The sequence below is a fragment of the Ferruginibacter lapsinanis genome, assembly GCF_020783315.1.
Lineage (GTDB): Bacteria > Bacteroidota > Bacteroidia > Chitinophagales > Chitinophagaceae > Ferruginibacter > Ferruginibacter lapsinanis.
In genome coordinates, this window is sequence record NZ_CP086063.1 from 302,055 (window position 1) to 328,998 (window position 26,944).

The following is a 26,944-nucleotide window of genomic DNA, read 5'->3' on the forward strand; positions in this document are numbered from 1 at the left end:
TGGTTATAGATTATTCTTAAATGTAAAGGTAAAGGTAGTGCCTTTCTCTAATTCACTGGCAACCGTGATTTGTCCATCCATCAATTCAATATACTTACCCACTATATGCAATCCCAGGCCTGTTCCTTGTATATTGGTTACATTGGCTCCTCTGAAAAAACGTTCGAACAAATGTTCCTGATCATCTTTGGAAATACCAATACCGCTATCCTGTATTGACACTTCTGTGGAGGTATCGTCCACCCTGCTTACAATATTGATCGTACCATTCTCAGGAGAAAATTTTATTGCATTTGACAGTAAGTTGATAATGATATTCCTCAGCAGCGAAACATCAAGCTCTACAGCATCACTGCCTATATGGGTATATTGTATATGCTGACCATGTTTGGCTATGCCTTGTATCTCTCCCACAATAGTGGTGATCAATTCCTTAATATTAAATCGGCTATGGTGTGCCACCACTTTTCCATCCTCAATTTTTCCAATAGATAAAAATTCATTGAGGATATCATTCAGATTACTCACCGCAGATTTAATTCTTACAATATGCTTATCTCTTTTTTCCTGCTCATCTCCCTGCGTATATTTTGCCACTAAAGAGGCTGATGAAAGAATGGTGCTCAACGGTGTACGAAACTCATGCGATGCCATCGAAACAAAACGTGTTTTCAGATCACTCAACTCCTTTTCTTTACTCAATGCTTTTGCCAGCTCATCTTTAGATTCTTCCAACTGCTTGGTACGCAATTCAACTTTTTGTTCCAGCTCATCATTCATCTTCTCTATCTGCAAATTGATCTCGGCCAGTTCCTGCTTTTGCTGAATAACGGCCATTTCAATCTCCTTCCGCTTAGTAATATCGCTGATGAAAGCAATCACAAAATCGCCATCATTGGTAGTGTAATTACTTAAACTTATCTCTACGGGAAACTCAGTGCCATCTTTTTTAATTCCAAACAGATCCAACCCCAGACCCATTGGTCTTTTTTGCGGATGTTCAATATACTTATCACGGTGTGGAACATGTTGACGATGAAAACGGGCAGGGATCAACTTTTCTATTTTCTCTCCTGCCAACTCCATCGGGTCATCGTAACCAAATTTGGATAGAAGGAAATTATTGGCCAATACTATTTCGCCGGCTTTGTTGGCTACCAGAATCCCTAAAGATGCGTATTGAAAAAGCGCCTCAAATCTCTCCTTCTCTTTAAGCAATTCTAATTCCGGCGTAGACGACATAGGTAAAAGTTTCGTGTAAAAATAAAGCATCTATGCTTAGATAGCACAGGAAAAGGCAGAAAAATTCAGCTAAATACCTGAAGGCTCATTATAATTTTTAAAGGCATCCGGATTGGCAATCGGTAGCCGCTTGGTATTGCCTTCATTCAGCAGTTGTTGCAAACTGAACTTTGTGATAGAATGCGTATTTGCACGGGCTAACTCGGCCTGTAATGCTTTAGCTGTATAGATACCACAAAAGGGCTGAGCAAACGCTGCGTCCTGGTACACGTAAAAATCATATCTACTTTCCTGTTGATATGTTTGCAGTATAGTATCGATAGTTGCTTCATCCAGATCGATCATATCACAAGCCAATAAGAGTAAATTTTTTAATGGGAATTTTTTGTGTGTACTTAATAAGCCTTTTAATGGCCCGCTTACATCTACAGAATCAACAACCAGTTGGTCTTCATCTATGTAGGCACCATAATCCTGTAGCTGTGTTTCATTCACAGAAAAAACCACGGGGATATTGAACACTTCTAATTTGTCACCAATATATTTTGCCCAGATAGAATCTACAATAGAGAGCAGACCTTTATCACTACCCATGCGTTTACTTTCGCCGCCACATAACACAACTCCTAAAAGATCTTGCATACTAAACGTTTTATTTTTTATCAGAATGTCCCAGGTCTTTTCCCGGAGCAATAATATCTCTTATTGTTTGCTTCAATAATTTTACTTCAATGAATTGCCCGGCTTCTTTTCTGTCAAATATTTTTTTATCCCCTATATAAATGGTGTATCGTCCACTCACTTCACTAGGTATCAATTCCACACTATATAATTCATCAGAAAATGTGGTTAAAAATTCCTGCCCCATATAAGCGGCTTTCATCATCCAGTGGCATTTTGGGCAGTATTCAATTTTGATAGAAGGTTTCATAAAATTGGTGTAGGTGGTTGTACTGCAAAGTACAAAAATTACCTGAGATTTTTATTATGTTTCGGACTGAGTGCTGCTATTAAACTTCAGTGGCGTCGCACTCTTGTACAGTGGGGCTTTATTGAGCTTTTTTGAAGCGGAGGGTGCCGGTCAGGTGAGCAAAAAATTAAATTGATTGTTGTTGGTCAGGCGACCAACAACGGCGGCAGATTTCTATTTTTCAAACTCATACACATGCTTATGGGGATCCCCGGTAATTTTTTGACAGTTACAATTGCCTCCCCATTCTTTGGTACCGTCTGTAAAATATTCGCATTTCCAGATAGGCACTTCGTGTTTTATTTTATCAATGATATAGCGGTTAGCCGCATACGCTTCACTGCGGTGGGCAGAGGCGGTGATAACCACCACAGCAGATTCACAAACGGCTACTTTTCCGGTGCGGTGCTGAGCAATGGCTATATTCAAGTTCCAGCGTTGGGTAGCTTCTGCTACAATAGCAGCGATCATGGCATTGGCCATTGTTTCTTTTGCCTCATACTCAAGATATGCCACTTCTTTTCCATGAGAATTATCCCTGGTCTCTCCGCTAAACAACACTACTGCACCGGCTTTGGGATGATGTGCCGCCGACAACAATCCGACCACATCAATGTCTGTTGCAGAAAGATGTATCAGCTTATCCTCCGCTGCTGGGTGGTATGATGTCGATGTTGTCATTTGGTTGTAATTCAAAATTATTATCTACAAACGTATCATTTACTGCAAAGCGGCAAATGGGTAGTATGTTTTTTGCTTCAGCATTTCGTTGCAATAAGATCTCATTCAGTTCCGCTATAGAACCTACGGGTTCAGTTATGGCGAACTCTTTATCAAAATAATCTTTTAACACTGCGTAAACTGTGACCTTCATAGTTATAAGTTATAAATTATAAGTTATAAGTGTTACGGTTTTTATGTCTGGAAAGTTCTTCTTTTATTTTACTCCAAACTTAAAACTTACTACTTATTACCTCCAACTTCTTTACCCTCCGATATGCAACATACTTAATTCACTCCCTACAAATTTAGCCACCTGCTTTTGATCCATTGCCTGTTGCAATTTTTCGATCAATGTTTGGGTGTCCGTTACATGTTTCAACGAAATAGGATGATTGCTGCTGAGGCAACCATATATATTTCCATCGCTGTCTAACCGGAGCCTGTTGCAATCATGACAAAAAGGTTCGCTTTCATTAGCGATGATGCCAAACTTATTACCAGCTTCCGTCTGCCAGTAATTTGCTGTGGATGAATCTGCTCTATTGATCTTTTTAAAATTATATTTTGTTGCGATGGTTGATAAGATATCTTCCTGCGTAAATAAATACTTTGCCGGCTCTGCATGCAGATGGCCCATTGCCATTACTTCCAAAAAACGGATCGTAATATTTCTTGCAAAGGCATAATCAAGCAAAGGCAGTAGCTGCGTATCATTCACCCCCTTCATTATCACTGCATTGATCTTTACCTGCAACCCTGCGTCAACAGCTTTATCAATTCCATCTAAAATACGTTGCACATGACTCCGTTTGCTCATTAAAAAGAATACATCTTCATCAATCGCATCCAACGAAACATTGATCGACCGCATGCCTGCATCTTTCATTTGTTCCGCCATTCTTTCCAATAAAAAACCATTGGTGGTCAGTTTTATTTCATCTATCCCCATAGCTTTAATTCCTTTGATCACAGGAATTAATTCATGATAAAGCAAAGGCTCCCCACCTGTAAGACGTATCGTTTCTAATTGCAACAGATCATGCAATTGTTGTATCGTTTGCAATAATGTTACTGAATCTACCGGTGCTGTATGATTAGCATCTTTGATATCATCTTCTCCCATCGTACAATACACACAACTCAAATTGCACCTGCTGAGTAAACTTACTCTCAGTGTTTTAAAATCTCTGTTATATATATCTTTCAGTAAATGCATTTTTAAATTTGGTGTTAACCAAATATCAGTTTTAGAGAAGCAATACACAAAACAAGCGCCAGTACATACCTCACTGTTATCAATTTATATTTTACACTTCCCATATAAGCACCTAACAAGCCGCCAATGATAGCTGCTGTTAACCATATCCAGGATGCGGATGTAAAGTTAATACCATTTGAAACAGCAGCCAATCCCGATAGGGAATTACATACTATGAACAAGCTGCTTACTGCTGCGGCTTCCTTTGCATTGCCCCAAGCCAATAAAATAATGACCGGGCTTAAAAAAATTCCGCCACCAATATTTAAAAAACCTGAAGCAAAACCTATCACTGCTCCTATTACCAGTGCTGCAATAATGACCACATCTTTTTGATCTGTTTTTTCTTTGGGAGCTTTTGTAAGCAGTCGTATCACAGGAAAAATCAATGCTATACCTAACAATAATTTATACATATGTTCGCTGGTAGTAAAATGCGAACCCAAAAAAGCGCAGGGAATGGAGGTGATGAGAAAAGGCCAGGCCAGTTTCCATTTGAAATACCCGGCACGATAAAATTGTATGAATGCAATAGATGCAATAACAATATTTAATATCAATACCACCGGCTTATAAACGGCTAAGGGAATGTTAAATAAAGTAAGCACTGCTATATATCCGCTTGCACCGCCGTGCCCAACAGAGGCATATAAAAATGCAACTATTAATAAAAGAACAGGGATCAAAATTTCTGCATTCATCTAGCTTTCAATTAATGATGGCTTAGCAACAGGAACGAATTTTTCCTTTGCTGCACCGCAGGTAGGACATTCGTACGCATCGCTTAATTCAGCAAATGTAACGCCTGCCGCAATATCATTAACTGTATCTCCATAGATTTCATCGTAAATCGTAAAACAATCCGGGCATTGATGTATCAACTTAAGTGCAGGTTCTGTTTCTACAGGTTTAACCACCTTCCTGAATACATCATGATTTACATCTGTAGCCTCATTTTTTAATTCATAATAATATTTACATAAAGAAAGCAGGTATGTTTCCAGATTCTCTCTCTCCACATCGCTTCTAAACAGAATATATTCTTTAGAATTAGGATTAAAATTGCTACTGTATAAAATATCAAAACGATCGGTGATCTTATATTTGACTGCAGCAGGTTTTTGTTGCTTGCGGATAATTACAGAGCCAAACAATCCGGTCTTAGGTTTCGTTTTGATAGCAAAGAACAACCCGAAGGTCCTCACATCATCTTTATCAAACTGACGCACCAGGTATTTTTTTAAACTTAACCCTTCGTCGCACATATCTTCCACCTGCCAGTTCAATTCATTACTTGCATGACGAACATTGATACGATGTTCATTCAAAACAAAATCCCACAATTTTCTATCAGCTTGCTGAATACCGTTGATGATGATAGATTTCCATGGTGTAGTATACAACTGACCGATCTTTGTTTTTAAACAAACGCTGCAAACATCTTTTAAAAATGCCACGCTGAATAATTCATCTCTTTTATAAATACCCAACCAGGATTTATTACCATAACGGTTAAAGCCTTCGTAGTAAGGCATTCCAAAGTCAGGGATGATCAACTCCTCGGTTGCAGGCTGTGTAATGTAACTGTCCTTATCATGTACCAATGCATACAATGCATTACCATTGATAAAATCTCTATCCTGAAACAACATTTTATTAGCCGCAATAATTGTCTCTATCGATTTAGATATTTTAGGAATATCTTCTGTGTAGATCAGCACCGGCCAGCGATACGTATGTGTTGTTTTCGGAAACCGGATATACAGATACCAATAGTTACTTACATAAGAAGAAATAAAATTAATATTACCGGTAAAAAAAGGAACAAATGTCTGGCTGTTATCGTTGATATTAATTTTCAGTTTTGGTTCATAATTAAAAAGATCTAAAATGTCTTTATATACACCTTCGCTTAACCAGTTTGCATTTTGAAAAACATCCTCTGTTACATAAGAGCTTACAATATTCGGAAAATGCTCTTCATTCACTTCAAAAGACATTCCGATGTTTTGTAAGGTTTCAACAAAATCATATAAAAACTTTTCTGCCACTTTGCAATACAATTGTTGTCTCACGCCAAATTGCACATTTTTGATCTGAGCAGATTCTGCTGCACACATAATGGCATACATATCACCCGAAGAAACGATCCCCCCGGTCAGATTTATTTTTACGATATTGCTTTTTTTAACTAACATATTCCATTCATTTTTGATGAATACACATCTATTACACTTTAACGCTGATCAGTTTTTCAATACCGGCGATCACAGCTTCCTCCATGATCCTTTTTACTTCCGGCTTACAACTACCACAGCCCATACCTGCGCCGGTAGCAGTACATAATACATTGAATTCTGTACAACCCTCTGCTATCTTATTTTTAATATTACCACTACCAACATTATTGCAACTACAAACTAACTTTCCAATTACAGGTTCTGCTTTTTTGCCGCTACGTAATAATTGTAATCGTTTATCACTCAATTCAATTTTATTTGCGATCAATGATTTGAATTCTATAAACTCAGTCTTATCGCCTATCAGAATAGCTCCTACTAATCTGTCGTTATGAATGATACATTTTTTATAATAGCGTTTTGCTTTATCAATAAAAACGATCTCCTCATAATCCTTATCATTCGGACTTTCGGGAATACCCAGGCTACACAGATCGAATCCATGAATTTTTATGATATTCATTAACAGGCTTCCGTCGTAATAAGCAGCAATATCCCCTTGTAAATATCTGGCAACAACAGCCGCCTGTTCTTCGGCCGCTGCTGTTATTCCAAATAAGAAACCTTTGAATTCTGCAATTTCTCCTATGGCAAATATATTTGGGTCGCTGGTTTGCAAACGTTCGTTTACAATTACACCACGCTGACAGTTTAATCCTATTTCTCTTGCCAGCTCTGCATTGGGAACAGTACCAATTGCAATCACTAATGCATCACAATCAATTTGCTTACCACTGGCAAGCCTGATGCCTGTTAGTTTTTCCTGACCATAAAATAATTGAACCTCATCATTATAGTATACATCACAGCCCTGATCAACCATTTCTTCATGTAACAACTGACTACCCAATACATCGAGTTGCCTGTCTAAGAACCTGGAGATACGTTGAATGATCGTAATTTTAATGCCTACCTCACGAAGAGAAGCGGCCATCTCAAGTCCTAATAACCCTCCTCCCACTATTACCACATGCCCGTCTTTAGGAACATGGTTTTTGAAGTCATCCGCATCGGTACGACTACGCATGGTGAATATACCCGGCAATTGAGGTACATTTTTTGGCACTGCAGCACGGCTGCCGGTAGCCATCAGTAACACATCATAATAAGTCGTTTCGCCTCTCGAATCAACTACGAATTTATTTTCCCTATCAATTTTCTCTACACTAACACCACGGTGTAAACGAATATTAAAAATCGGTTCTTCTTCATCTGTCATTTTTATCAGTTGTTCCCATTTCTGCACGCCACTGATATAATCTGGCAACATTACACGATTATAGAAAGGATAATTTTCTTTACTGAAAATAACTATCTCATCATCAGCATTGATCTCTCTGTAAGATTTTACAAACCCGAATGCTCCGGCTCCAGCTCCAATCACCACAATGCGTTGTTTTGGTTTCACATAGCATTCAACCTTTACCGCACAGAATTTAAAATCCGGTTCCTTGGATATTGGGTCAAGCATCGGGCTGGTAATATTATTGGCTCTGTTCAGATCATTCCCTAAAATTTTACCCCAATGCATCGGCAAAAACACCACACCTTTTTTAATGCTATCGGTAATTTTCGCTTTTACCCTCACTTCGCCCCTGGCTGAAGTTACTACCACTACTGCATCTTCTGTAATTTGTAACCGTTTTGCATCTAACGGATTAATTTCCAAAAATGCATTGGCTGTATGTTGGTTGAGTTTTTTAACTTTCCCCGTTTTGCTCATCGTATGCCATTGATCACGAACCCTGCCCGTAGTTAATATCAATGGAAAATCAGCACTTGGTTTTTCACTTGTGATCGTATCTGCCACGGGATGAATAATGGCTTTTGTTGAAGAGGTGTAAAATATTTTGTCTTCAAACAAACGCTTTATACCATCGCCGGTTTCATTTTTAGCATATGGCCACTGCACAGTTTTTTTCTCTTTAATGATATCATAATCTAATCCGGAGATATCAATATTTGTTCCTTCGGTTAATTGTGCATGTTCTTTATAGATCGCATTGTAATTTTTAAAATTAAACCCGCTATAACCCATTTTTTTTGCAAAACGACAAATGATCTCCGTATCAGGCAATGCTTCACCGGGAGCATCTACAATTTTATTGAGGTAACTGATCCTTCGTTCGCTGTTGGTCATTGTTCCCTCTTTTTCTGTCCATGAAGCCGCAGGTAAAATAACATCCGCATACTTCAATGTTTCGGGCTTATTACTAACATCCTGCACCACCACGAATTTGGCTTTCTTTAACCCTTCTTCTGCAATGCGTACATTCGGCAAACTAACCAAAGGATTGGTACAAATGATCCAGATCGCTTTTAATGTTCCTGCATTTAATGCATCAAACATCTCTGTTGCAGTTAAACCCGGTTTCTCTGAAATTTTAGTGCCTCCCCAGAATTTTTCAACCTCTTCTCTATGTGCAGGATTTGCCAGGTTACGATGAGCCGGTAATAAATTTGACAACCCTCCCACTTCTCTGCCTCCCATTGCATTCGGCTGCCCTGTTAAGGAGAATGGCCCTGAGCCCGGTTTCCCTATATGCCCTGTGATCAAATTCAGATTGATCAGGCTTAAATTTTTATTAACACCAATGGAGCTTTGATTCAGTCCCATTGTCCACATGGTAATAAAACCTTTTGCATCACCAATGTATTTGGCAGCCAGTCTTATATCCGCAGGAGAGATTCCGCATATTTCTGCAGATTCATTCAATGTTCTTTCAAAAACAATTGTTCTATATTTTTCAAAACCTTCTGTGTGATTTTTTACAAAATCAAAATCAATATCACCATTCTCGATCAGCAATCTTCCGATAGCATGATTTAAGGTAATATCTGTACCCGGATTTAATTGCAAATGCACATCAGCGATTGAACAAGTATCTGTTTTACGAGGATCTGCAACAATAATTTTTACATGAGGATTAGCAGCTTTGTGAGCTTCTACCCTGCGCCAGATAATAGGATGACACCATGCAGGATTAGCACCTGTTACAAAAACACAGTCACTCAATTCAATATCATCATAACATACCGGCACACTGTCTTCTCCCAAACTCATTTTATATCCAACCACTGCACTACTCATACACAATCTTGAGTTGGTATCAATATTATTACTACCGATAAACCCTTTGATCAGTTTATTGATCACATAGTATTCTTCTGTTAAGCATTGCCCTGAAACATAGAACGCTACTGAGTCCGGACCATATTTATCAATAAAGGTTTTAAATACAGCAGCAGTTCTTTCCAACGCTTCATCCCAGCCCACTTTTTGCAAAGGCATATTCTTATTGAACCGCATTTGAGGATAAAGCAATCTGTCACTTTTATCATTTACGGTATAATGCAAATTCATGCCCTTACTGCAAAGCATCCCTTTATTTACCGGGTGATTCTTATCTCCTTCTACTGTAATATTTCCTTTTCTATCTTTATTAACTACAATACCACAACCTACACCACAATAGCAGCAGGTGGTGGTATTTGTATTTACGATATCGTTTTTTTCTTGCATCATTAAATTATCAAGCAATCGTTATTTAAAAATTATTTAGCAACAACCGGTGCCAATGCCAGGTCTTTCACTCCAGCTGTATCTGTATCTTTCGCAGCTGCAACAGTTCTGAAAATCAATACAGCAATCCCGATTCCCAATACAATAAAGCCAAGCATAGTAAACGCAGGACCATAGTCTATCAGCTCTTTAGTTTTTACTACACCGTTCTCAATTACCTCTTTAGTAGTTTTTACAGAAAGTGATTTAAACATAAATGCAATCAACATCGCTCCGATATTTCCACCAGCCCCAACAATACCCGCCACACTTCCAACTGCTATCGGACTAATAAAAGGTACCAGGCTATAAGTAGCACCGTTAGCCATTTTCAGGCTCAACCCAAAGAAGAACATCATGAATATTGCCATCCCGATATTCCCTGATTTAGCAAACCAAATAATACCGATACCTTCCAATAACAACAGAAGAGACAGCATAAAAGATTTACCGTGGAAGCCATATTTCACACCAACTTTATCTGCAACAATACCACCAAGAGGGCGAGCAAAAATATTCATCCAGCCAAATATTCCGGCTGTCATGCCCGCTACTGCAATGGTGGCACTAAATGAATCAGTAAAAAATATCGGAGCAAAATTGTCAACTGTAATTTCAACACCAAAACATGCTGCGTATGCAATGGTCAATATCCAGGTACGATAATCCTTAATAGCGATCAAGAAAGTATTTTTCTTATCACTTACTTTGTAACCGATCTCTTTGTAATCGCCTGCTGCTGTATCTTTTGTATATCTGTAATATAAAAACGCACAAACCAACAACATTACACCCGGAACGATCATTGCAAATCTCCAGCTATCTTCTTTAGTACAAAAACCTAAAGCTGTAAATCCCGAAGCGATCATCGGCATAAAGAAATTTGCAGCGCCACCTCCAGCATTTCCAAAACCACCGGCAGTTGCATTTGCTGTACCTTTTATATTAGGCGCAAACATCACCGAAGTATGAAACTGTGTAATTACAAATGAAGCACCAATAACACCAATGGCTAAACGACAAAGTAAAAATGATGTATAAGAATGGCTTGTGCCGATCAACAAAACCGGTATAGCACAAATCACCAACAACCAGGTATACACCAATTTAGGACCATATTTATCTACTAACCTGCCTATCAACAAACGGGCAAGAATAGTAGCAGATACAGATGCGATCTGGATATTTCCGATCTGATCTTTGGTTAAATGCAATTGTTCTTTAGCGATCTTCATTAAAGGCGCCATTCCAAACCAGGCAAAGAAGCAAAAGAAAAATGTTAACCAAGTGATATGAAATGTTTTCATCTGTACACCTTTTAAAGAAAAGATGTTTAGTTTACTTAATGGTTGAGCAATTGATTGTTGGTTCATTGAATTTATTTTTTATTTATTTTATAGTTTAAGCCATGTCACTGATATCATCAATTGAAAATTTATCAATCAACAAACTCAATAACTTATCATGAATGGTCATGTATTCAGGATTGTGAACAATATCTTTTTTGTTACGTGGACGAGATAAAGGGATATCTACTATTTCTTTGATAGTAGCAGCGGGACCATTGTTCATCACTACTACTCTATCTGCAAGGAATATAGCTTCTTCAATATCATGCGTTACCATTACAATGGTTTTTTCTCTGTTATCCAGATTCCATAATTTCAATAACTCCACATGCATGGTACTTTTTGTCAATGCATCTAATGCCCCGAAAGGTTCATCCAACAATAATATAGTAGGATTGATCGCAAAAGCTCTAGCTATCGCTACTCTTTGTTTCATCCCTCCTGATAATTGTCCAGGAAATTTATTTTTATGATCATACAGATTCACCATTTTTAAATTCTTTTCTACTATCGCTTTCTTTTCTGCAGTTGATTTATCTTTCACTGCAGAGTCAACTGCTTCATAAATATTTTGATATACAGTTAACCAAGGCAACAAAGAGTAATTTTGAAAAACGATCCCTCTGTCCGGACCGGGAGATGTTACTTTTTTATTGTTTGCTATCACCTCTCCTTTTGTAGCTTTAACCATTCCACTGATAGTACCCATTAAAGTTGATTTACCACAACCAGAGTGACCTATCAGAGCAATGATCTCTCCTCTTTTAACCGAAAGCGAAATATCTTTTACTGCAGTAAAAACTCCTTTAGGCGTTTTAAAACTTACAGTTACATTGTTTATTTCTATACTAGGAGCCGGATTCAAAATAGGATCAATTAAGGCATCAGCCACTTGAACCATTTCCTTTAATTTTGTTTCAAAAGATTCCATATAAATAAGTTTTAATTAGTATTGATTTGAAAATTTTGTTATTACACTGCGTATGAAAATCTTTTCTGCAGTATTGTAAATAGTTTATCCAACACCAATCCTACTACCCCTATTATAATAATAGCCACTAATATTTTTCCAACGCTACCGCCGTTAAAACCTTCTTCCCAAACAAAGTAGCCCAGACCTTGTCCGCCAGAAAGCATTTCACCTGCAACGATTACCATCCAGGCAATACCAACAGATAGACGTAATCCTGTAAATATGTGTGGTAAGCTATATGGCAACATCACTTTAGTAATGTATTTCCATGTTGAAAAACCAAAAGCTTTACTTACATTTTTATGGTCTGCAGGAATAGATGCAACACCGAATGAAGTGTTGATCAATGTTGGCCAGATGCAACAAATGAAGATCATAAAAACACTTGCCTGTGGAGAATCCTGAAAGATTGCCAACCCCAATGGAAACCAGGCCAACGGTGATACCGGACGTAATATTTGCACAATAGGATTTACAATATTCATAGCTATTTTACTAGCTCCCATCATGAATCCTAATGGTATTGCAATTAAACTACCTAAGCCAAATCCAATGCCTACACGTTTAAGAGAGCTTAACAATTTTGTACCGATACCTGTAATATCCGGGTCATTTTGCATTGGGTTTTGAATCACTTCTTTAAAAACATCCCATGTTGCTAACGGTGAAGGAATTTCACCTTTGGTTGATTTGGATATCCATGCCCAGATAGCAACTAAAATTCCCATGCCTGCTACAAAATAGAACACTGATAATGCTATTTTTATTGAGATATTTTTTATCATGATAAATAGTTATTAGTTGTGAATGATTTTAATTCAATTAATAACCGTACTACCTATTTGGTAGATCCGGCTATATATGGGTTTGGATTGTTTGGATCAAAAGTGATCGTTTCTAAATTTGTTTTAAATGGTTTCATGTCATCTGCCGGTACAGGTATACCCATACTTTTCGCTACTTCAGCATATAGTTCATCCATGATAATTGTTTCTGCAATGTTTTTATAACCGGCAGGTAAACCAGCCATGCTAAATCTTGCATATTGCGCCATGAACCAAATGCCATAAGATTTGCGTGGAGCATTTACTTGTCCGCCACGATAAAAGGTCATGTAATCATCTTTATATTTTTGTACACCCAATTCGCAACCCAGATCATTGCTTCCCATCAATCTTCCTTCGATCACTGCTAGCGGAGCATTTACATAATTTGGTTTACTCAAAATAGCAGCAGCTTTTTTACGGTTACCCATATTATCCAACCACTGACATGCTTCTATCAATGCTTTCATTACCAGCTTAAGATCTTCTCTTCTTTTTTCAGAAAAAGCTTTGTTCACTACCAATGCTTTCTCAGGATGATTTTTCCATATATCCTGACTGGCAATTTCTGTGAATCCAATATTTTGTGTTGCAGCCACACCGTTCCATGGTTCACCAACACAAAAGCCTTCCATATTATCTACTCTCATGTTAGCCACCATTTGTGGAGGAGGAATAGTGATGATACCTACTGATTTCGAATTTATACCAGCTGCAGATAACCAGTTCCTTAACCAGATATCATGCGTACCGCCAGGAAAGGTCATTGCGAACGTTACTTCTTTTCTTGCTTTCACAGACTTCACTGCTCCAGCTACTTTTTTAGTTTCTTTAAATCCTACTAAACCGCAAAAGTCTTTTGATAAAGTAATTGCTTGTCCATTATTACTTAATGTCATTGCAATCCTCATTTCAGATCCGGCTTTACCACCAATTCCTTCATACACCGAAAAAGGCATGGAGAATAAGCAATGGGCTCCATCTAATTCACCGTTTAAAATTTTATCACGAACAACAGCCCATGACGCTTCTTTGGTCAATTGAATATCGATACCATATTTTTTGAACAAGCCTAATTCTTTTGCAATAACTAAAGGAGCACAATCTGTAAGGGCTATAAACCCCAATTTTACTGTACGTTGAGCATAACTAAAAGAATGTGCAACCAGGATAAATAATACTGTTACTATGAAAAGTTTTGATTTTATATGTAGATGTTTCATTGTGTTAATTTTATTGTTTAAGAATTGATCGATCATTATGGCTGTTTAATAGCCACCGGTTTAGCAAAGAAAAAATCCGGTTTAATGCTGATCATCAAATATGCCCAAGACCCTGTAGAATTATATGTAGTTGCTGCATTAGGATAGTTTGCAGCCATTGCAGCTTTCATCTGCGTTTTGTTTGCAAACATGTTGCTGTAACCGAATTCTAAAGTGGTGAATTTATTTAGTGTGTAGTTTGCCAGAAGATCTAACTCCCAACCCAGGTCTTTATTTCCTGCACCCACAGAAGTTTTTTGTGCTGTACCAAAATAATGTGCATCTAATGTTGCAAAGAAATTTTTGGTAGCATATTTTGTTTTAAGATATGCATCCTGTAAACCTGCTTTTGGAGAACCGGTACCTACGTAGAAATAATCCATATATCCCCAAAATTTGTGTGGTGTACCATACAACGGATCGAAGCTACCATCCTTAACAGCTGTAGGCCCTGTTCCGCTTAAATATTCATACCCAGGACCAAAACTAAATTTGCCTTTTTGCAACATTACATTTACAACACCATGATACGCTTCTAATTTTTTACCATCTTTATTTTTTCCTGCCTGAGCATACCCTGCAATTGTCCAGGTTTTTTTAAGTCCGGATGCGTTGCCGATGGTACCAACTGCCATTGCGCCATAAGTAAATCTTTGATTGATCCCTTTTGTAAATTTTCTTCCATAAACTAATCCTCCACCAGCTGCAACTGAAGTACTGGTGTACTTAGCAAAATAGTCTGTAAGCATTAATGCAGATACTTTAGTTTGTCCGAATTTTTTACTCAGGTATAAAAACTGAAGCGATTTATATAACTGGTTCATTCCGTTAGTGCCAGCAGGATTGATCAAAACAGGTGTACCGGCTGCACTGCTTACATTTGAGGCAGAACCACCTGCTGCTGTAGGAATAAAACTTGCAGGTGTTGGAACCAACACACCAATATCATTCAATACATATGCAGGAACATTACCTGGTGTATATACTGTGCCTGTTGTAATGGCATCACTGTTTTGATTAAATGCAGCACCCAGATCTATTTGATAACCACGATGTAATGCTTTTAACAAGAGAGCGTCATGCCTGCGACCTTGTTGGGCCCAATCCAAATTGCCTAATAATCTGGCATCATCATATAGTAATTCCTGACGACCGATCTTAAAGAAAAGTTTTTCAAGAAAACCTTTCTTCATAGTAGTGTCATTAATATTAAATAAAGTTATTTCGGCCCATGCTTCGTGTAAACCTAATTTAGCACCATCTGCCGGAGTAATAGTAGATGCATCCTGACCCCAGGTACGTACATCCTGAATAGCGACATTAAAATTGACTCTGTTATCATACAGGTATCCAAAAGATAAACGTGTACGTTGTGTAGTAAGAGAACTAACATAGCCTCCTTTAGTAGCTAATTTACCAACCCCATCTCTCAATTCTGTACGAGTACGAACCTGGCCAACTAATGAAAATTGAGCCATTACTATAGAACTGATCCCTAACATAACAATCAGGAATGATGTCGTGATAAAAGTTGTTTTTTTTCTCATAATTTTGTGTAGTTTGATGAAAGATTAATTTTTAATTTTTTGTCCTGCCCCGATCAGACTGCAATCTGTCGGGGCTTTTTTTTAGTTTGAATTGATTATGCCATATTGAATGATTTACTGGTTTCTATTTTTTAGTTGAGCAATTTTATATTTATGACCTGAGGTACTAATACCGACAGTTGTAGTACCAGCCCAAGGGGCTATTTTTCAAAATGGGGAAACAATCGAGGCGAAGTGAACATTTAGCTAAATCAGCAATTTTTAGTAAGGACTATTTTGAAATAGAATCCGAAAACTAAAAGGGAAATAAACAAATATTATAATTTTTTATATTTAATGTTTTTTTACCCTGTCAAATCATATTCATTAGCCATAATATGATTTACAATATAAAAGTAAGAGATATTTACGATAGAATGAAACAATTGCTAGATAAATTTTACATATTTTTTATTGCAATATATAGTTTTACACCTAAATGATTAAAAATGATAAGGTAACAACGGATTAATTATTAATATAAATATTTTAATAATATGATACAAATATTTACTTTATTATCTGCTTCGTTTAATTTTTATAGCCTTAATATTGTAATTGATTTGCTTAACCAATAGAAGAAAGATGAAACAAAGTAAACATGGATGTGATTTAAAGAGTTGTTTTTTTTGCAAGGGGTGTATGCCGGAATGGTTACCTGCAATTGATTCCAAAAGAAAAACCTATCACGTAAAAAAGGGAGAAGTATTATTTAATGAAGGTGATGCTGTTACTGGTGTGTACTTTGTAAATGAAGGAAAGATAAAAGTACATAAAAAATGGGGGGCGGATAAAGAGCTGATCGTTCGTTTTGCAAATAAAGGAGCTATAGTTGGCCATAGAGGGCTTGGCAGTAATACAACCTATCCTGTATCCGGCACTGCTATTGAACCAAGCACTGTATGTTTTATTGATCTTAATTTTTTTCTTACCACATTAAAAGTAAATAATGATTTTACTTTTCAGCTGATGATGTTTTTTGCAGATGAGTTACAGTTATCTGAAAGAAAGATGCGTAACCTTGCTCATATGAGTGTTAAAGGCAGAGTGGCGCAATCTTTATTATCACTGAAAGAACGTTTCGGTACTACAAAAGAAGGATATCTTGATATTGTATTAAGCAGACAAGACTTGGCTTCATTCTCAGGCACAACTTATGAGACTGTTTTTCGTATTCTAAACGAGTTGGTACAGGATAAAACAATTGAACTTTCAGGAAAAAATATTTTGATCACTAATGAAGTGAAGCTTACAAGTTTTACGAATGAAAGTGATCTATAGATCTACATAATTCAATAAATCTCCACTCATCAATACAAGTTTATCTGCTGGATGTTGTGCAATTGCATCAGCTAACAGAGCTGCGGTGATATCGCCAGATCCATTGAATTGCATTGGAACTAACGCTAATGGAGACCCGATAATTTGTACAGGAAAAAATTCATCCAATACGCTCTTTTTATTTCTTGTACCATTAAAAGGTAATTGTTTATTATTAGGTATCGTCAGACCAAAAGAAACAGTCAAAAAAAGTTCGATAAATAATTTAAAAGTGACCATACAGGAAAAAGGATTTCCCGGTAATGCAAACACAATGGCTCCGTTATCAAATTTGCCAAACCAAATAGGTTTACCGGGCTTGATGGCTACTTTATGAAATATTTGTTTAGCACCTAATTCTGCTAAAATACCAGGAACGTAATCTGCATCCCCTGCAGACACCCCTCCATTCAGGATCAATATATCATTCGACATATTATTTGAGATAACTTCCTCCAATTTTACCTTGTCGTCTACTACATGCTCACAGGCTACAGGAGTTATCTGCCACTTTCTTAACAATGATCTTAAAACAGATGCATTGCTATTGCGGATCTGAACATCCGTTGGTGTTTTATCTACATTGATCACTTCATCTCCTGTAGTGATCACCGCCACTTTTGGCAAACATTCTACTAATACTTCGTATTTACCAACTGAAGCCAATGCAGCAATGACAGCTGTATTACATTTAATTGACTGATCAATAATAATTTCTCCCACTTTTAGATCTTCACCTTTCGTTGAAATATTTTGGCCTTTGATCACTTCGATATCATCAACAGTAATATTATTATCAGTTTGATGACAATCTTCTCTTCTTATAACACTATCTGCATCCAAAGGAACAGCTGCACCAGTCATGATCTTGTAACATTCTTCTGATGCAATTGTCGATTGAGGCGTTTTACCAGCGTAGATCGTTTCTTTTATCTCAAATTGTCTTATCCCTTTTTCCCAATCACTTATTTTTATAGCAATACCATCCATTGATGATCGGTTAAAAGGAGGATATGCCCTATCAGCAAAAACTTTTTCTGCAATCACTCTTCCTAGGGCATCATCCAATAAGACCTTTTCAGTTCCGAAAGAATGTGCCTGTTCTATCACTAATTGTTTTGCGTCATTGTATGAGATCATCAATTAAAATATTTATACTTCTATTCTACTAAATTTTAAATTCTTAGTGCCCTCCTCCCAACATCATTTTTCTTGCATGAAATACTGCAGGCAAAATTGCTTCCAGGCTTTCTCTTGCACCATCTGTACTGCCGGGCAATGTAACAACTAAAGTTTTACCGATAGCTCCTGCCACTCCTCTACTCATCATGGCAAGTGGTGTACGCATTTGTCCATAATTACGGATCGCTTCTGTTATTCCATCTGCATCTCTTTCTACAATTTCTTTCACAGCACTTACTGTATTGTCTCTCGGACCAAGGCCTGTGCCTCCGGTCGTAAAAATAAAATGCACATCTTCGGCCACCCAATCTTTTATTTGTTGTTGAATTTTTTCTTTATCATCAGGAAGAATTGAATAATGTTTAACATTCGCATTAACTGCCATCAACATCTGTTCTATCATTTTACCGCTGCTATCTTCCCTGGTACCAGCTGCAGTAGAATCTGAACACACCAACACAGCACAAACTGGCGGTGTATTAAAGAATTTTTTACGATCACTTTTACCTCCCTTTTTCTCTAATAACTTAATGTTACCGATCTCTAATTGAGTGTCTACAGGTTTCAGCATATCATAAATTTCCAAGGCTGCAACTGATACTGCTGTTAACATCTCCATTTCAATTCCGGTGCGTCCTATTGATTTCGCTTCACCTGTAATTACAATCCCTGTTCGTTGTAAAATTGCTTCGGCAAAATTTTCTTTATGTAATTCAGCATTCAAAAAATCAAATTCAATATTCATTCCATCTATTGCTACCGGATGACAATGTGGTAACAATTGTGGTGTACTTTTTGCGCCAACAAAACCTGCAGCTCTTGCCACATCAAACAAATTACCTTTTGGTAATTCATTATTTTTTATCAGATCAATAGTAGCCTGACTGCAAAAGATAATACCGATCGCTTTGGCCGTTCTAAGTGTGATCTGTTTGTGTGTGATATCTCTCATGATAATTATACAATAATTTTTCTACGTTTAGTTTTTATTACTCTGATGGTATCTCCGATATTAATTTTACCCGATCCTCCATGAATAACATTTTGCCCAAAATAAATATTAAAATTTTTCTTCCGATATGAAGCCAGTGTTTTCAATGGTTCTTTATTTTTTTCTGCACTATTTTGATCTATGGTAGTGATCGCACATCTGGCACATAATTTTACTCCGTAAAAATTGATACCATTAATTTCAAATACGGCCATAGTGTCTTCTTCAAATGGTTTACCCCCTGAAAATACAATGTTTGGCCTGAAACGATCAATAGGAACCGGGGCTGACAAACGACTATTCAGATCCTGCAAAGAGGCTTCCCCAATCAATAACAGCGGATAACCATCGGACAAACTGGTGATATCTTTATTCACTGCATAGTACGAACTAACTTTTCTTATCGTACTATCAGGCATATACACCAATCGGCAAGGTATTGACAACATTGTTGAAAACCATTTGTCAGCAACTGTACTTACCAACTGCAATTTCCCTTTATAACTCCAAACTTTTGCAATGATCATTTCCTGTGATTCAGGAATTACTGAAATATTAATGGAAGCTTTATTTATTTTATGTGATACAACAAGATGATCTCCGATTAAGTCCACCTGCAATAAAGCCATTTGAGGATATTCTCTTTGTGTGAGAAAATTATTACCCTCATCAATCAGCATCCATCTTCTGTCGTATTGAAAGCCTCTATCAGTAAGCTCAGCAGAAGACACAGCAATCCCACCAAGAGATTTGATAGGATAAATATAGAGTTCGCTTACCTGCATACTGCAAATATAGTCAGAACAGCAATTAAAGAATTTGTAGAACTTCGTTGATTTTATTTTCGAGAATAGCAAAACACCTGTTAATACCATTCCGACAGAGAAGAGGCCAATACATTTTCACTATTGATAACCAGCCCCTTTCCATCGGAATGATAAACAGAGACAAGAATTTTATGAATCAATACCTATATATACTTTCCCATCTTCAACTTTTATTGGATAGGTTTTTATAGCGCATTCATCACCGCTCATACATTCGCCGGTTAATAAGCTGAATGTTTTTTTATGAAACGGGCAAGCCACTTTTGGTTCGCAGGCATCACCTGTACTACCAATCATCCCACGACTTAAAGCCATTTGTTTTTTATGCGGACAAAGATTCTGCGTAGCAAACCATTCTCCTCTACGGGTAAAATTAAAAATGGCTATTTGCTCCTCTTCGTATTTTACACAAGCGCCACCATTTTCAGAAACATCATCTGCATAACAAGCAAAAAACCAGGTAACACCCCCATCCCCTAAAGGGGAGTTATTGAAGGTATTTTCTGTTATAATTTCACTATCAAGTTTGGCCATAATATTGTTTTTAAAAATTATTAATTTTTTTATTTACTCCCCTAAAGGGGATGGGGGTAACAATTACCATTCTTTAGCTCTCACTTGCTCTCTCATTGGTACCAGTTCAGATGTTGGATCTTTTTCTTTTGGAGCATTGACGAAATGGTTAAATCGTTTACGCATTTCCGGAGTTTCAATAGCCGCTTTCCATTCGCATTGATATGTGTTTACATGCTGTACCATTGCCGCTTCCAACTCTTCGCAAATACCTAAACTATCATTGATGATCACATTTTTCAAATAAGCCAATCCTCCTTCCATTTTATTCAGCCATGTAGCAGTACGAGTTAAAGGATCAGCCGTTTTCACATAGAACATCAGGAATCTATCTAAATATTTTATACAAGTCTCTTTATCAATATCAGTAGCCAGCAATTGTGCATGCTGAGGTTTACTTCCCCCGTTTCCACATACGTATAAATTCCAACCTTTTTCTGTAGCGATAATACCAAAATCTTTACTCTGGGCTTCCGCACATTCTCTGATGCAACCGCTCACCCCCCCTTTTAATTTATGTGGAGAACGTAATCCCTTATATCTATCTTCTACCTCAATAGCAAAACTAACGGAGTCGTGTAACCCAAAACGACACCAGGTGCTGCCCACACAACTTTTTACTGTACGTAAAGATTTTCCGTAAGCATGTCCGCTTTCAAAACCAGCTTCGATCAACTCTTCCCAGATATCCGGCAGGTCGCTAAGATGTGCTCCGAACAGATCAATACGTTGACCTCCGGTGATCTTTGTATAGAGATTATATTTTTTTCCTACAGTACCGATGGCAATTAATTTATCGGGAGTTATCTCACCACCAGCAATACGAGGCACAACAGAATAGGTTCCTCCCTTTTGAATATTGGCCAAAAAGCGATCATTACTATCCTGTATTGTATCTTGTTTTAAAATAAGATCATTCCATAAACTGGCTAAAATACTTGCTACTACCGGCTTACACACTTCACAACCATCTCCTTTACCGTGATGAGACAATACTTCATCATAGGTTTTGATTCCGTTTAATTTTACCAAACTCAAAAGCTCCTGACGAGAATAGTCGAAATGCTCACACACTACATTTTTTACATACACGCCGTTGGCCTTCATCGTACCAACGATCAGGTCTTTTACCAATGGTACACAACCGCCACAACCTGTTCCCGCCTTGGTACATTTTTTCATGCCATCAACTGTGGTAACATTTTGTTCAGACACCGCTCCGCAAATTGCTCCTTTAGTAACAGCTTCGCAGCTACAGATCAATGTCTCTTCAGGCAAACTCATTACACCAGCACCGGCATCAGCTCCTTCACCACCACGACTGCCTAAGATCAGGTCTTCGGGATTAGGAGGTAAAACAATTTTATTATTTACAGTCTGCAACAAAATATTATATGCTTCTGCATCACCAATTAAAATCCCCCCCAATAAATATTTGCCATCATTACTGATATTGATCCTTTTATAAATGGCTTTATGGGTGTCTTCAAATACGATCGTTCTGCCATCGGGTTCCGTCACAAAAGGATCACCAAAACTTGCCACATCTACACCAATTAATTTCAATTTGGTGCTCATATCAAATCCATTAAAAGATTTATCTCCGCCGCAAAGATTGGCTGCCACCACATCTGCCATTTCATAACCTGGTGCTACCAAACCATAAATCATTCCGTTATGCAAGGCACACTCACCAATAGCAAAAATATTTTCATCGCTGGTCTGTAATTTTTCATTCACTTGTATACCACCTCTCGATCCAACTTCTAATCCCGACAATTTAGCCAGTTCATCACGGGGACGAATACCTGCAGATATCACCAACATATCCAGTTCCATTTTTGTATCATCAGCAAATTGCAATGCGTTTATCGTTGTATCGCCATTGATCGAACTGGTACTTTTATTTAAATGGATGTGTAAACCCAATTCTTTCAACTTATTCTCTAACATAGCGCTGCCCGCACTATCAACTTGTCTTGGCATTAGACGTGGTGCAAATTCAATTACATGTGTTTCTTCCAGCCCCAGATCTAATAATGCTTTCGCAGCTTCTAAACCAAGTAGGCCACCACCAATTACTGCTCCTTTCTTTGCTTTTTTTGCATGCGTCTTCATCATCTCCAGGTCTTCGATGGTACGATATACAAACACCCCTTCTTTTTCAACTCCAGGAATATTTGGAACAAATGCAGAAGAACCCGTGGCCAGAATCAGGTAATCATAACTAACAGAGATCCCTTTTTGAGAATGTATAACCTTGGTAGTACGATTGATCTCCTGAACCGGATCACTTAAATGAAGGGTAATATCATTTTCGGCATACCATTCAGCAGTTGACATACTCAACTCTTCGGCTGTTTTTCCGCTGAAATATTCACTAAGATGAACCCTGTCATAAGCTCTACGAGGCTCTTCACCAAAAACTATAATGTTGAAGTCGGTTGATTTTGCTATTAATTTTTCGCAAAATTTATAGCCTACCATGCCATTGCCTATAACCACCACTGTGGGCTTAGTTGAATTTCCCATTGTAGAAAATTTTTATTGGTTAATGGCAAGAAATCGTTGAAGAATAATGAAGATTGCTAAAACAATCACATTAAAATAAATAATATTCATTATTTATATAACAATATTAAGCATAAAAATCGAAATATCATATTTTAAATCATATTATTTTAATCATAAATTGATTTTTTATGTATAAAATGCTGATATAAAATAATATTATTAAAAAATATATGTATTATTTTGGGAGATTGGTTCTTTTCCACCGACTCATTCCACCCTGGAGACTGAATACATTGGTGAAACCTTTGGAAAGCAAATGCCTTGCAGCCTGAAGACTTCGGCTGCCCATTTCGCAATAGATAATTATTGTATCGGATGATGAAAAAGGAAAGATTGTTTGTTCAATCAATGCCTGAAAAGGAATGTGACTACCGCCAATATTAAACATTTTCCGTTCATTGGCCTCTCTTACATCTATCAAATAAAATTTTTCGTTATTTGTTATTTTCTCTGACAGTGTGGTAGGAGAAATTTCAATTGACAGAGGTAGCTGATTAAATCGATCAGTACTTATTTTTCTGCTTATGAGAGATGGCTGGTATTTTATTTGCCGTGTAGTTACAGTAAGCGAATCAAATTGACAAAGTTTTCCGGCCAATACATCAGGATGATCCAAAATGATCTTTATTCCTTCATTTGCCATCATTGTTCCGATGATACCGGTGATGATATTGTAGGCTCCTATATCAGCGCAACTTTGTACCCCTTCATTATTTTCATTTGGAAATAAACAACGTAATGTAGGAGACTGCTTGTAATTAAATACTGTTATATGCCCTTCGGTTTGATGAATGGCCCCATATACCAACGGTTTATCCAAAAACACACAGGCATCATTGATTAGATATCTTACCTGAAAATTATCTGTGCAATCAACAATTACATCATATTCATTTACTAATGACAATATATTTGTTTCATCAACAAACAGATCATGAGTTTTAAATATAACACCAGCATTATATGCAGACAATCTTTCCGCAGCAACGAATGCTTTGCGTTTTCCAACATCATCAATAGTATATAAAACCTGCCTATGTAAGTTTGAAATAGCGATCAAGTCAAAATCGACGATACCGATCGTACCAATACCGGCACCTGCCAAATAGAGTAAAGATGGGCATCCTAAGCCTCCTGCACCTATTACCAATATGCTGGCTCGTTGCAATAATTGCTGTCCTTTATCTCCTATTAAAGCTAGTTTTTGATGGCTTTGATAATATTGCCGGTGATTAAATTCCATTTATCAAAAATAAGAATTGATACCATCAATTACCCATACAAAATTTAACCAAAGGAGGGCAATAATTTTATTTCATTACGATAGAGAATAATTTTTTTGCTGTTTTCAAGCTGTTTTAACAGCCTGGATATAACCACCCTGGAAGTGGCCAGCTCATCGGCTATAAGATAGTGGGAAGCTTTGATGACACTAGATCCGGTTAAACGTTGTTTCTCTTTTAAATAAGCTATCAACCTGTCATCGAGTTTATGAAATGCAATGCTTTCGATTGATTTTAATAATTCAATAAAGCGTTCATTGAAGCTACGCATGATATAATTTTTCCAGCTTGGATAGTTACACAACCAGTCATCTAGCTTTACATGGGGTATAGCGATGAGCTCCACATCATCTTCTGCAATTGCCTTTACTTCACTCTTCTTTGCTTCTAAGCAACAACTATAAGCCATAGAACAACTGTCATTACTAGACAAGTAATAAAGCAGTATCTCATTTCCATTCTCATCTAACCGATACACTTTAACAGTGCCTTTTAAAATTACAGGCATCATACGGATATATTTTCCGTAATCCATTATCAGATCTCCTTCTTTGAAGGATTGCCAAATACCAAATTGTTGCATCTCCTGCAGCAATCCAGGTTCAAATATATTTTTAAGGCTATCTAAATTCATGAAAGGATTATAAATAGTGCAACAGCACTATACAAATTTATTACATTAAACTGAAGTAGCATATATAATAAATACAAGCACTTAATCCATACCTATAGAAAAATTAATGAGGGAGTTTTTCTCTTATGTATCCGTATACCCATGTTCCTGCAATTGCACTTAGCAGGGTAATGACTATGACTGTAGCTCCAACTCCTATCTGTGCATATAGTGGCCCCGGGCATGCACCGGTGATAGCCCATCCTAAACCAAAGAGCAATCCCCCATACACTTGCCCCTTACTGAACGCATGAGATTTGAATTCTATTTTTTCTCCGTAGATCGTTTTGATCTTGAATTTTTTGATCAACCATACCGAAATAACACCAACAACAACAGCACTACCTATTACGCCGTACATATGAAATGATTGCAGCCTAAACATTTCCTGAATGCGAAACCAACTGACGATCTCTGCTTTTACAAATACAATTCCAAAAGCAATACCGACAAAAAGATATTTGATATTGTGATACCATTTATGTTCTAAACTACTTTCGTTTACACACATGGCGTCTAATGAACGAACTTCAAAATCTGTATTTGTTTCTTTCGTTTGCATAGTAGAATTTTAAAGAGACAGAATTAATGGTAAAATAAGATTTGACATAATAAAGCCACCAATCATAAAGCAACAGGTAGCAACCAAAGAAGGCCACTGCAATGTAGATAAGCCCATGATGGAATGCCCGCTGGTACAGCCTCCGGCATAACGGGTGCCAAAGCCAATCATAAAACCTCCCAGCACCATCATGATCAATCCTTTTATAGTAAGCAATGCAGGCCAGTTAAATAATTGCTTAGGCACTAACCCTGTGTAATCAGTAATACCATATACAGTCAATTGACCAGCAAGTTTTTCACTGATCTTAACTGCTTCCGGATTGGCCAGAAAATTTGCAGCCATCATACCACCTAACAAGATCCCTGAAACAAAAAAAAGATTCCACATCTCTTTTTTCCAATCGTATTTAAAGTATTTAATATTTGCCGGCACAACAATGGCACACACATGTCTCAGTGAAGAACTGATACCAAATGACTTGTTACCAATAATTAATAATAACGGTACTGTTAAGCCGATCAACGGCCCTGCTACATACCAAGGCCAAGGTTGTTTGATCCATTCAAAAATGCTCATATTGTTATTAGATTACAATTTTAATTGCTAAATAAAGATAACAAAATTTGTACACTGATAGTATCAAACAATTTTAATTGATCTTGTTTCGAAGACTCATCCACCCCCCTCCATTGTATACATCTTTAAACCCACCAGATATTAGAATATTTTTTGCAGAAGCACTTCGCATGCCGGATGCACAGCAGGTAATAACGGGCTTTTCTTTTTTCAATTTAGATAACTGACTTCTTAGTATGTCCAACGGAATATTAACTGCTCCTTGAATATGCCCGCTCTGGTATTCTCCTTTTGATCTCACATCAACAATAACAGCACCTTTTTCTACCAGTGCTTTAAAATCCGTCTTCGGACCTAATCCCAATAAATTCTTGATCAATTGTAACATCGT

At 37.2% G+C, this 26,944-nt stretch carries 25 protein-coding genes; 1 reads left to right on the forward strand and 24 read right to left on the reverse strand.

Going from position 1 to position 26,944, the window contains the following annotated elements; all coding sequences use genetic code 11:
- Positions 1-3: 3 nt before the first annotated feature.
- The 14 genes from LK994_RS01230 to LK994_RS01295 form a co-directional block, all read right to left on the reverse strand.
- Positions 4-1,242 carry a PAS domain-containing sensor histidine kinase gene (locus LK994_RS01230; protein WP_229761059.1) on the reverse strand — a complete coding sequence of 413 codons (1,239 nt, stop codon included), beginning with the start codon at positions 1,240-1,242 and terminating at the stop codon, positions 4-6.
- Positions 1,243-1,311: 69 nt separating this feature from the next.
- Positions 1,312-1,884 carry a molybdenum cofactor guanylyltransferase gene (gene mobA, locus LK994_RS01235; protein ID WP_229761060.1) on the reverse strand — a complete coding sequence of 191 codons (573 nt, stop codon included), beginning with the start codon at positions 1,882-1,884 and terminating at the stop codon, positions 1,312-1,314.
- A 10-nt stretch (positions 1,885-1,894) separates the two neighbouring features.
- Positions 1,895-2,173, reverse strand: coding sequence for a SelT/SelW/SelH family protein (locus LK994_RS01240; RefSeq protein WP_229761061.1), 279 nt, complete (start codon positions 2,171-2,173; stop codon positions 1,895-1,897).
- Positions 2,174-2,386: 213 nt separating this feature from the next.
- Entirely contained in the window at positions 2,387-2,893 is a 507-nt protein-coding gene (locus tag LK994_RS01245) for a molybdenum cofactor biosynthesis protein MoaE (RefSeq protein ID WP_229761062.1), read from the reverse strand.
- The gene (locus LK994_RS01250) at positions 2,853-3,086 is read right to left on the reverse strand and encodes a MoaD/ThiS family protein (protein ID WP_229761063.1); all 234 of its coding nucleotides are present in this window, start codon (positions 3,084-3,086) and stop codon (positions 2,853-2,855) included. The genes LK994_RS01245 and LK994_RS01250 overlap by 41 nt, the downstream gene beginning before the upstream one ends.
- Positions 3,087-3,197: 111 nt before the next feature.
- Complete coding sequence (locus LK994_RS01255; RefSeq protein ID WP_229761064.1) at positions 3,198-4,151, reverse strand: GTP 3',8-cyclase MoaA; 954 nt, start codon at positions 4,149-4,151, stop codon at positions 3,198-3,200.
- Between the two features lie 14 nt (positions 4,152-4,165).
- On the reverse strand, positions 4,166-4,894 hold the full coding sequence (locus LK994_RS01260; RefSeq protein ID WP_229761065.1) for a sulfite exporter TauE/SafE family protein: 729 nt from the start codon (positions 4,892-4,894) through the stop codon (positions 4,166-4,168).
- Entirely contained in the window at positions 4,895-6,391 is a 1,497-nt protein-coding gene (locus tag LK994_RS01265) for a rubredoxin (protein ID WP_229761066.1), read from the reverse strand. It abuts the gene before it with no gap.
- 31 nt (positions 6,392-6,422) lie between these two features.
- The gene (locus LK994_RS01270) at positions 6,423-9,959 is read right to left on the reverse strand and encodes a nitrate reductase (RefSeq protein WP_229761067.1); all 3,537 of its coding nucleotides are present in this window, start codon (positions 9,957-9,959) and stop codon (positions 6,423-6,425) included.
- Between the two features lie 29 nt (positions 9,960-9,988).
- Positions 9,989-11,368, reverse strand: coding sequence for an MFS transporter (locus tag LK994_RS01275; protein ID WP_229761068.1), 1,380 nt, complete (start codon positions 11,366-11,368; stop codon positions 9,989-9,991).
- 28 nt (positions 11,369-11,396) lie between these two features.
- On the reverse strand, positions 11,397-12,275 hold the full coding sequence (locus LK994_RS01280) for an ABC transporter ATP-binding protein (RefSeq protein WP_229761069.1): 879 nt from the start codon (positions 12,273-12,275) through the stop codon (positions 11,397-11,399).
- Between the two features lie 41 nt (positions 12,276-12,316).
- Positions 12,317-13,102: an ABC transporter permease gene (locus tag LK994_RS01285; protein WP_229761070.1), complete on the reverse strand. Its 786-nt coding sequence runs from the start codon at positions 13,100-13,102 to the stop codon at positions 12,317-12,319.
- A 53-nt stretch (positions 13,103-13,155) separates the two neighbouring features.
- Complete coding sequence (locus LK994_RS01290) at positions 13,156-14,364, reverse strand: CmpA/NrtA family ABC transporter substrate-binding protein (RefSeq protein WP_229761071.1); 1,209 nt, start codon at positions 14,362-14,364, stop codon at positions 13,156-13,158.
- 35 nt (positions 14,365-14,399) lie between these two features.
- Entirely contained in the window at positions 14,400-15,950 is a 1,551-nt protein-coding gene (locus LK994_RS01295; RefSeq protein ID WP_229761072.1) for an alginate export family protein, read from the reverse strand.
- A gap of 624 nt (positions 15,951-16,574) precedes the next feature.
- Here LK994_RS01295 and LK994_RS01300 point away from each other — a divergent pair.
- Positions 16,575-17,270, forward strand: a complete 696-nt coding sequence (locus tag LK994_RS01300; protein WP_229761073.1) for a Crp/Fnr family transcriptional regulator — start codon at positions 16,575-16,577, stop codon at positions 17,268-17,270.
- Here LK994_RS01300 and LK994_RS01305 read toward each other — a convergent pair.
- From LK994_RS01305 to LK994_RS01350, 10 genes are all read right to left on the reverse strand, one after another.
- A complete protein-coding gene (locus LK994_RS01305; RefSeq protein WP_229761074.1) occupies positions 17,265-18,449 on the reverse strand; it encodes a molybdopterin molybdotransferase MoeA in 1,185 nt (394 codons plus the stop codon). The two genes, LK994_RS01300 and LK994_RS01305, sit on opposite strands and share 6 nt — an antisense overlap.
- A gap of 43 nt (positions 18,450-18,492) precedes the next feature.
- Positions 18,493-19,443, reverse strand: a complete 951-nt coding sequence (moaCB, locus tag LK994_RS01310) for a bifunctional molybdenum cofactor biosynthesis protein MoaC/MoaB (RefSeq protein ID WP_229761075.1) — start codon at positions 19,441-19,443, stop codon at positions 18,493-18,495.
- Positions 19,444-19,448: 5 nt separating this feature from the next.
- Entirely contained in the window at positions 19,449-20,267 is an 819-nt protein-coding gene (locus tag LK994_RS01315) for an MOSC domain-containing protein (protein WP_229761076.1), read from the reverse strand.
- A 171-nt stretch (positions 20,268-20,438) separates the two neighbouring features.
- Positions 20,439-20,843, reverse strand: a complete 405-nt coding sequence (gene nirD / locus LK994_RS01320; protein ID WP_229761077.1) for a nitrite reductase small subunit NirD — start codon at positions 20,841-20,843, stop codon at positions 20,439-20,441.
- 63 nt (positions 20,844-20,906) lie between these two features.
- Positions 20,907-23,414, reverse strand: a complete 2,508-nt coding sequence (gene nirB, locus LK994_RS01325; RefSeq protein ID WP_229761078.1) for a nitrite reductase large subunit NirB — start codon at positions 23,412-23,414, stop codon at positions 20,907-20,909.
- Between the two features lie 217 nt (positions 23,415-23,631).
- Complete coding sequence (locus tag LK994_RS01330; RefSeq protein WP_229761079.1) at positions 23,632-24,699, reverse strand: HesA/MoeB/ThiF family protein; 1,068 nt, start codon at positions 24,697-24,699, stop codon at positions 23,632-23,634.
- Positions 24,700-24,743: 44 nt separating this feature from the next.
- Positions 24,744-25,373, reverse strand: coding sequence for a Crp/Fnr family transcriptional regulator (locus LK994_RS01335; protein ID WP_229761080.1), 630 nt, complete (start codon positions 25,371-25,373; stop codon positions 24,744-24,746).
- A gap of 103 nt (positions 25,374-25,476) precedes the next feature.
- Positions 25,477-25,974, reverse strand: a complete 498-nt coding sequence (locus LK994_RS01340; protein WP_229761081.1) for a YeeE/YedE family protein — start codon at positions 25,972-25,974, stop codon at positions 25,477-25,479.
- 9 nt (positions 25,975-25,983) lie between these two features.
- A complete protein-coding gene (locus tag LK994_RS01345; protein ID WP_229761082.1) occupies positions 25,984-26,553 on the reverse strand; it encodes a YeeE/YedE family protein in 570 nt (189 codons plus the stop codon).
- A gap of 73 nt (positions 26,554-26,626) precedes the next feature.
- Positions 26,627-26,941 carry a rhodanese-like domain-containing protein gene (locus LK994_RS01350; protein WP_229761083.1) on the reverse strand — a complete coding sequence of 105 codons (315 nt, stop codon included), beginning with the start codon at positions 26,939-26,941 and terminating at the stop codon, positions 26,627-26,629.
- Positions 26,942-26,944: the final 3 nt, after the last annotated feature.

What these genes read in the sequence shown, in the direction of transcription:
- moaCB (WP_229761075.1), bottom strand. Translation starts at nt 19,443, where the DNA reads ATGAGAGATATCACACACAAACAGATCACACTTAGAACGGCCAAAGCG.
- LK994_RS01275 (WP_229761068.1), bottom strand. Translation starts at nt 11,368, where the DNA reads ATGAACCAACAATCAATTGCTCAACCATTAAGTAAACTAAACATCTTT.
- LK994_RS01290 (WP_229761071.1), bottom strand. Translation starts at nt 14,364, where the DNA reads ATGAAACATCTACATATAAAATCAAAACTTTTCATAGTAACAGTATTA.
- LK994_RS01240 (WP_229761061.1), bottom strand. Translation starts at nt 2,173, where the DNA reads ATGAAACCTTCTATCAAAATTGAATACTGCCCAAAATGCCACTGGATG.
- LK994_RS01295 (WP_229761072.1), bottom strand. Translation starts at nt 15,950, where the DNA reads ATGAGAAAAAAAACAACTTTTATCACGACATCATTCCTGATTGTTATG.
- LK994_RS01305 (WP_229761074.1), bottom strand. Translation starts at nt 18,449, where the DNA reads ATGATCTCATACAATGACGCAAAACAATTAGTGATAGAACAGGCACAT.
- mobA (WP_229761060.1), bottom strand. Translation starts at nt 1,884, where the DNA reads ATGCAAGATCTTTTAGGAGTTGTGTTATGTGGCGGCGAAAGTAAACGC.
- LK994_RS01300 (WP_229761073.1), top strand. Translation starts at nt 16,575, where the DNA reads ATGAAACAAAGTAAACATGGATGTGATTTAAAGAGTTGTTTTTTTTGC.
- LK994_RS01350 (WP_229761083.1), bottom strand. Translation starts at nt 26,941, where the DNA reads ATGTTACAATTGATCAAGAATTTATTGGGATTAGGTCCGAAGACGGAT.
- LK994_RS01255 (WP_229761064.1), bottom strand. Translation starts at nt 4,151, where the DNA reads ATGCATTTACTGAAAGATATATATAACAGAGATTTTAAAACACTGAGA.
- LK994_RS01340 (WP_229761081.1), bottom strand. Translation starts at nt 25,974, where the DNA reads ATGCAAACGAAAGAAACAAATACAGATTTTGAAGTTCGTTCATTAGAC.
- LK994_RS01230 (WP_229761059.1), bottom strand. Translation starts at nt 1,242, where the DNA reads ATGTCGTCTACGCCGGAATTAGAATTGCTTAAAGAGAAGGAGAGATTT.
- LK994_RS01260 (WP_229761065.1), bottom strand. Translation starts at nt 4,894, where the DNA reads ATGAATGCAGAAATTTTGATCCCTGTTCTTTTATTAATAGTTGCATTT.
- LK994_RS01335 (WP_229761080.1), bottom strand. Translation starts at nt 25,373, where the DNA reads ATGAATTTAGATAGCCTTAAAAATATATTTGAACCTGGATTGCTGCAG.
- LK994_RS01250 (WP_229761063.1), bottom strand. Translation starts at nt 3,086, where the DNA reads ATGAAGGTCACAGTTTACGCAGTGTTAAAAGATTATTTTGATAAAGAG.
- LK994_RS01245 (WP_229761062.1), bottom strand. Translation starts at nt 2,893, where the DNA reads ATGACAACATCGACATCATACCACCCAGCAGCGGAGGATAAGCTGATA.
- LK994_RS01285 (WP_229761070.1), bottom strand. Translation starts at nt 13,102, where the DNA reads ATGATAAAAAATATCTCAATAAAAATAGCATTATCAGTGTTCTATTTT.
- LK994_RS01315 (WP_229761076.1), bottom strand. Translation starts at nt 20,267, where the DNA reads ATGCAGGTAAGCGAACTCTATATTTATCCTATCAAATCTCTTGGTGGG.
- LK994_RS01345 (WP_229761082.1), bottom strand. Translation starts at nt 26,553, where the DNA reads ATGAGCATTTTTGAATGGATCAAACAACCTTGGCCTTGGTATGTAGCA.
- LK994_RS01265 (WP_229761066.1), bottom strand. Translation starts at nt 6,391, where the DNA reads ATGTTAGTTAAAAAAAGCAATATCGTAAAAATAAATCTGACCGGGGGG.
- LK994_RS01330 (WP_229761079.1), bottom strand. Translation starts at nt 24,699, where the DNA reads ATGGAATTTAATCACCGGCAATATTATCAAAGCCATCAAAAACTAGCT.
- nirD (WP_229761077.1), bottom strand. Translation starts at nt 20,843, where the DNA reads ATGGCCAAACTTGATAGTGAAATTATAACAGAAAATACCTTCAATAAC.
- nirB (WP_229761078.1), bottom strand. Translation starts at nt 23,414, where the DNA reads ATGGGAAATTCAACTAAGCCCACAGTGGTGGTTATAGGCAATGGCATG.
- LK994_RS01280 (WP_229761069.1), bottom strand. Translation starts at nt 12,275, where the DNA reads ATGGAATCTTTTGAAACAAAATTAAAGGAAATGGTTCAAGTGGCTGAT.
- LK994_RS01270 (WP_229761067.1), bottom strand. Translation starts at nt 9,959, where the DNA reads ATGATGCAAGAAAAAAACGATATCGTAAATACAAATACCACCACCTGC.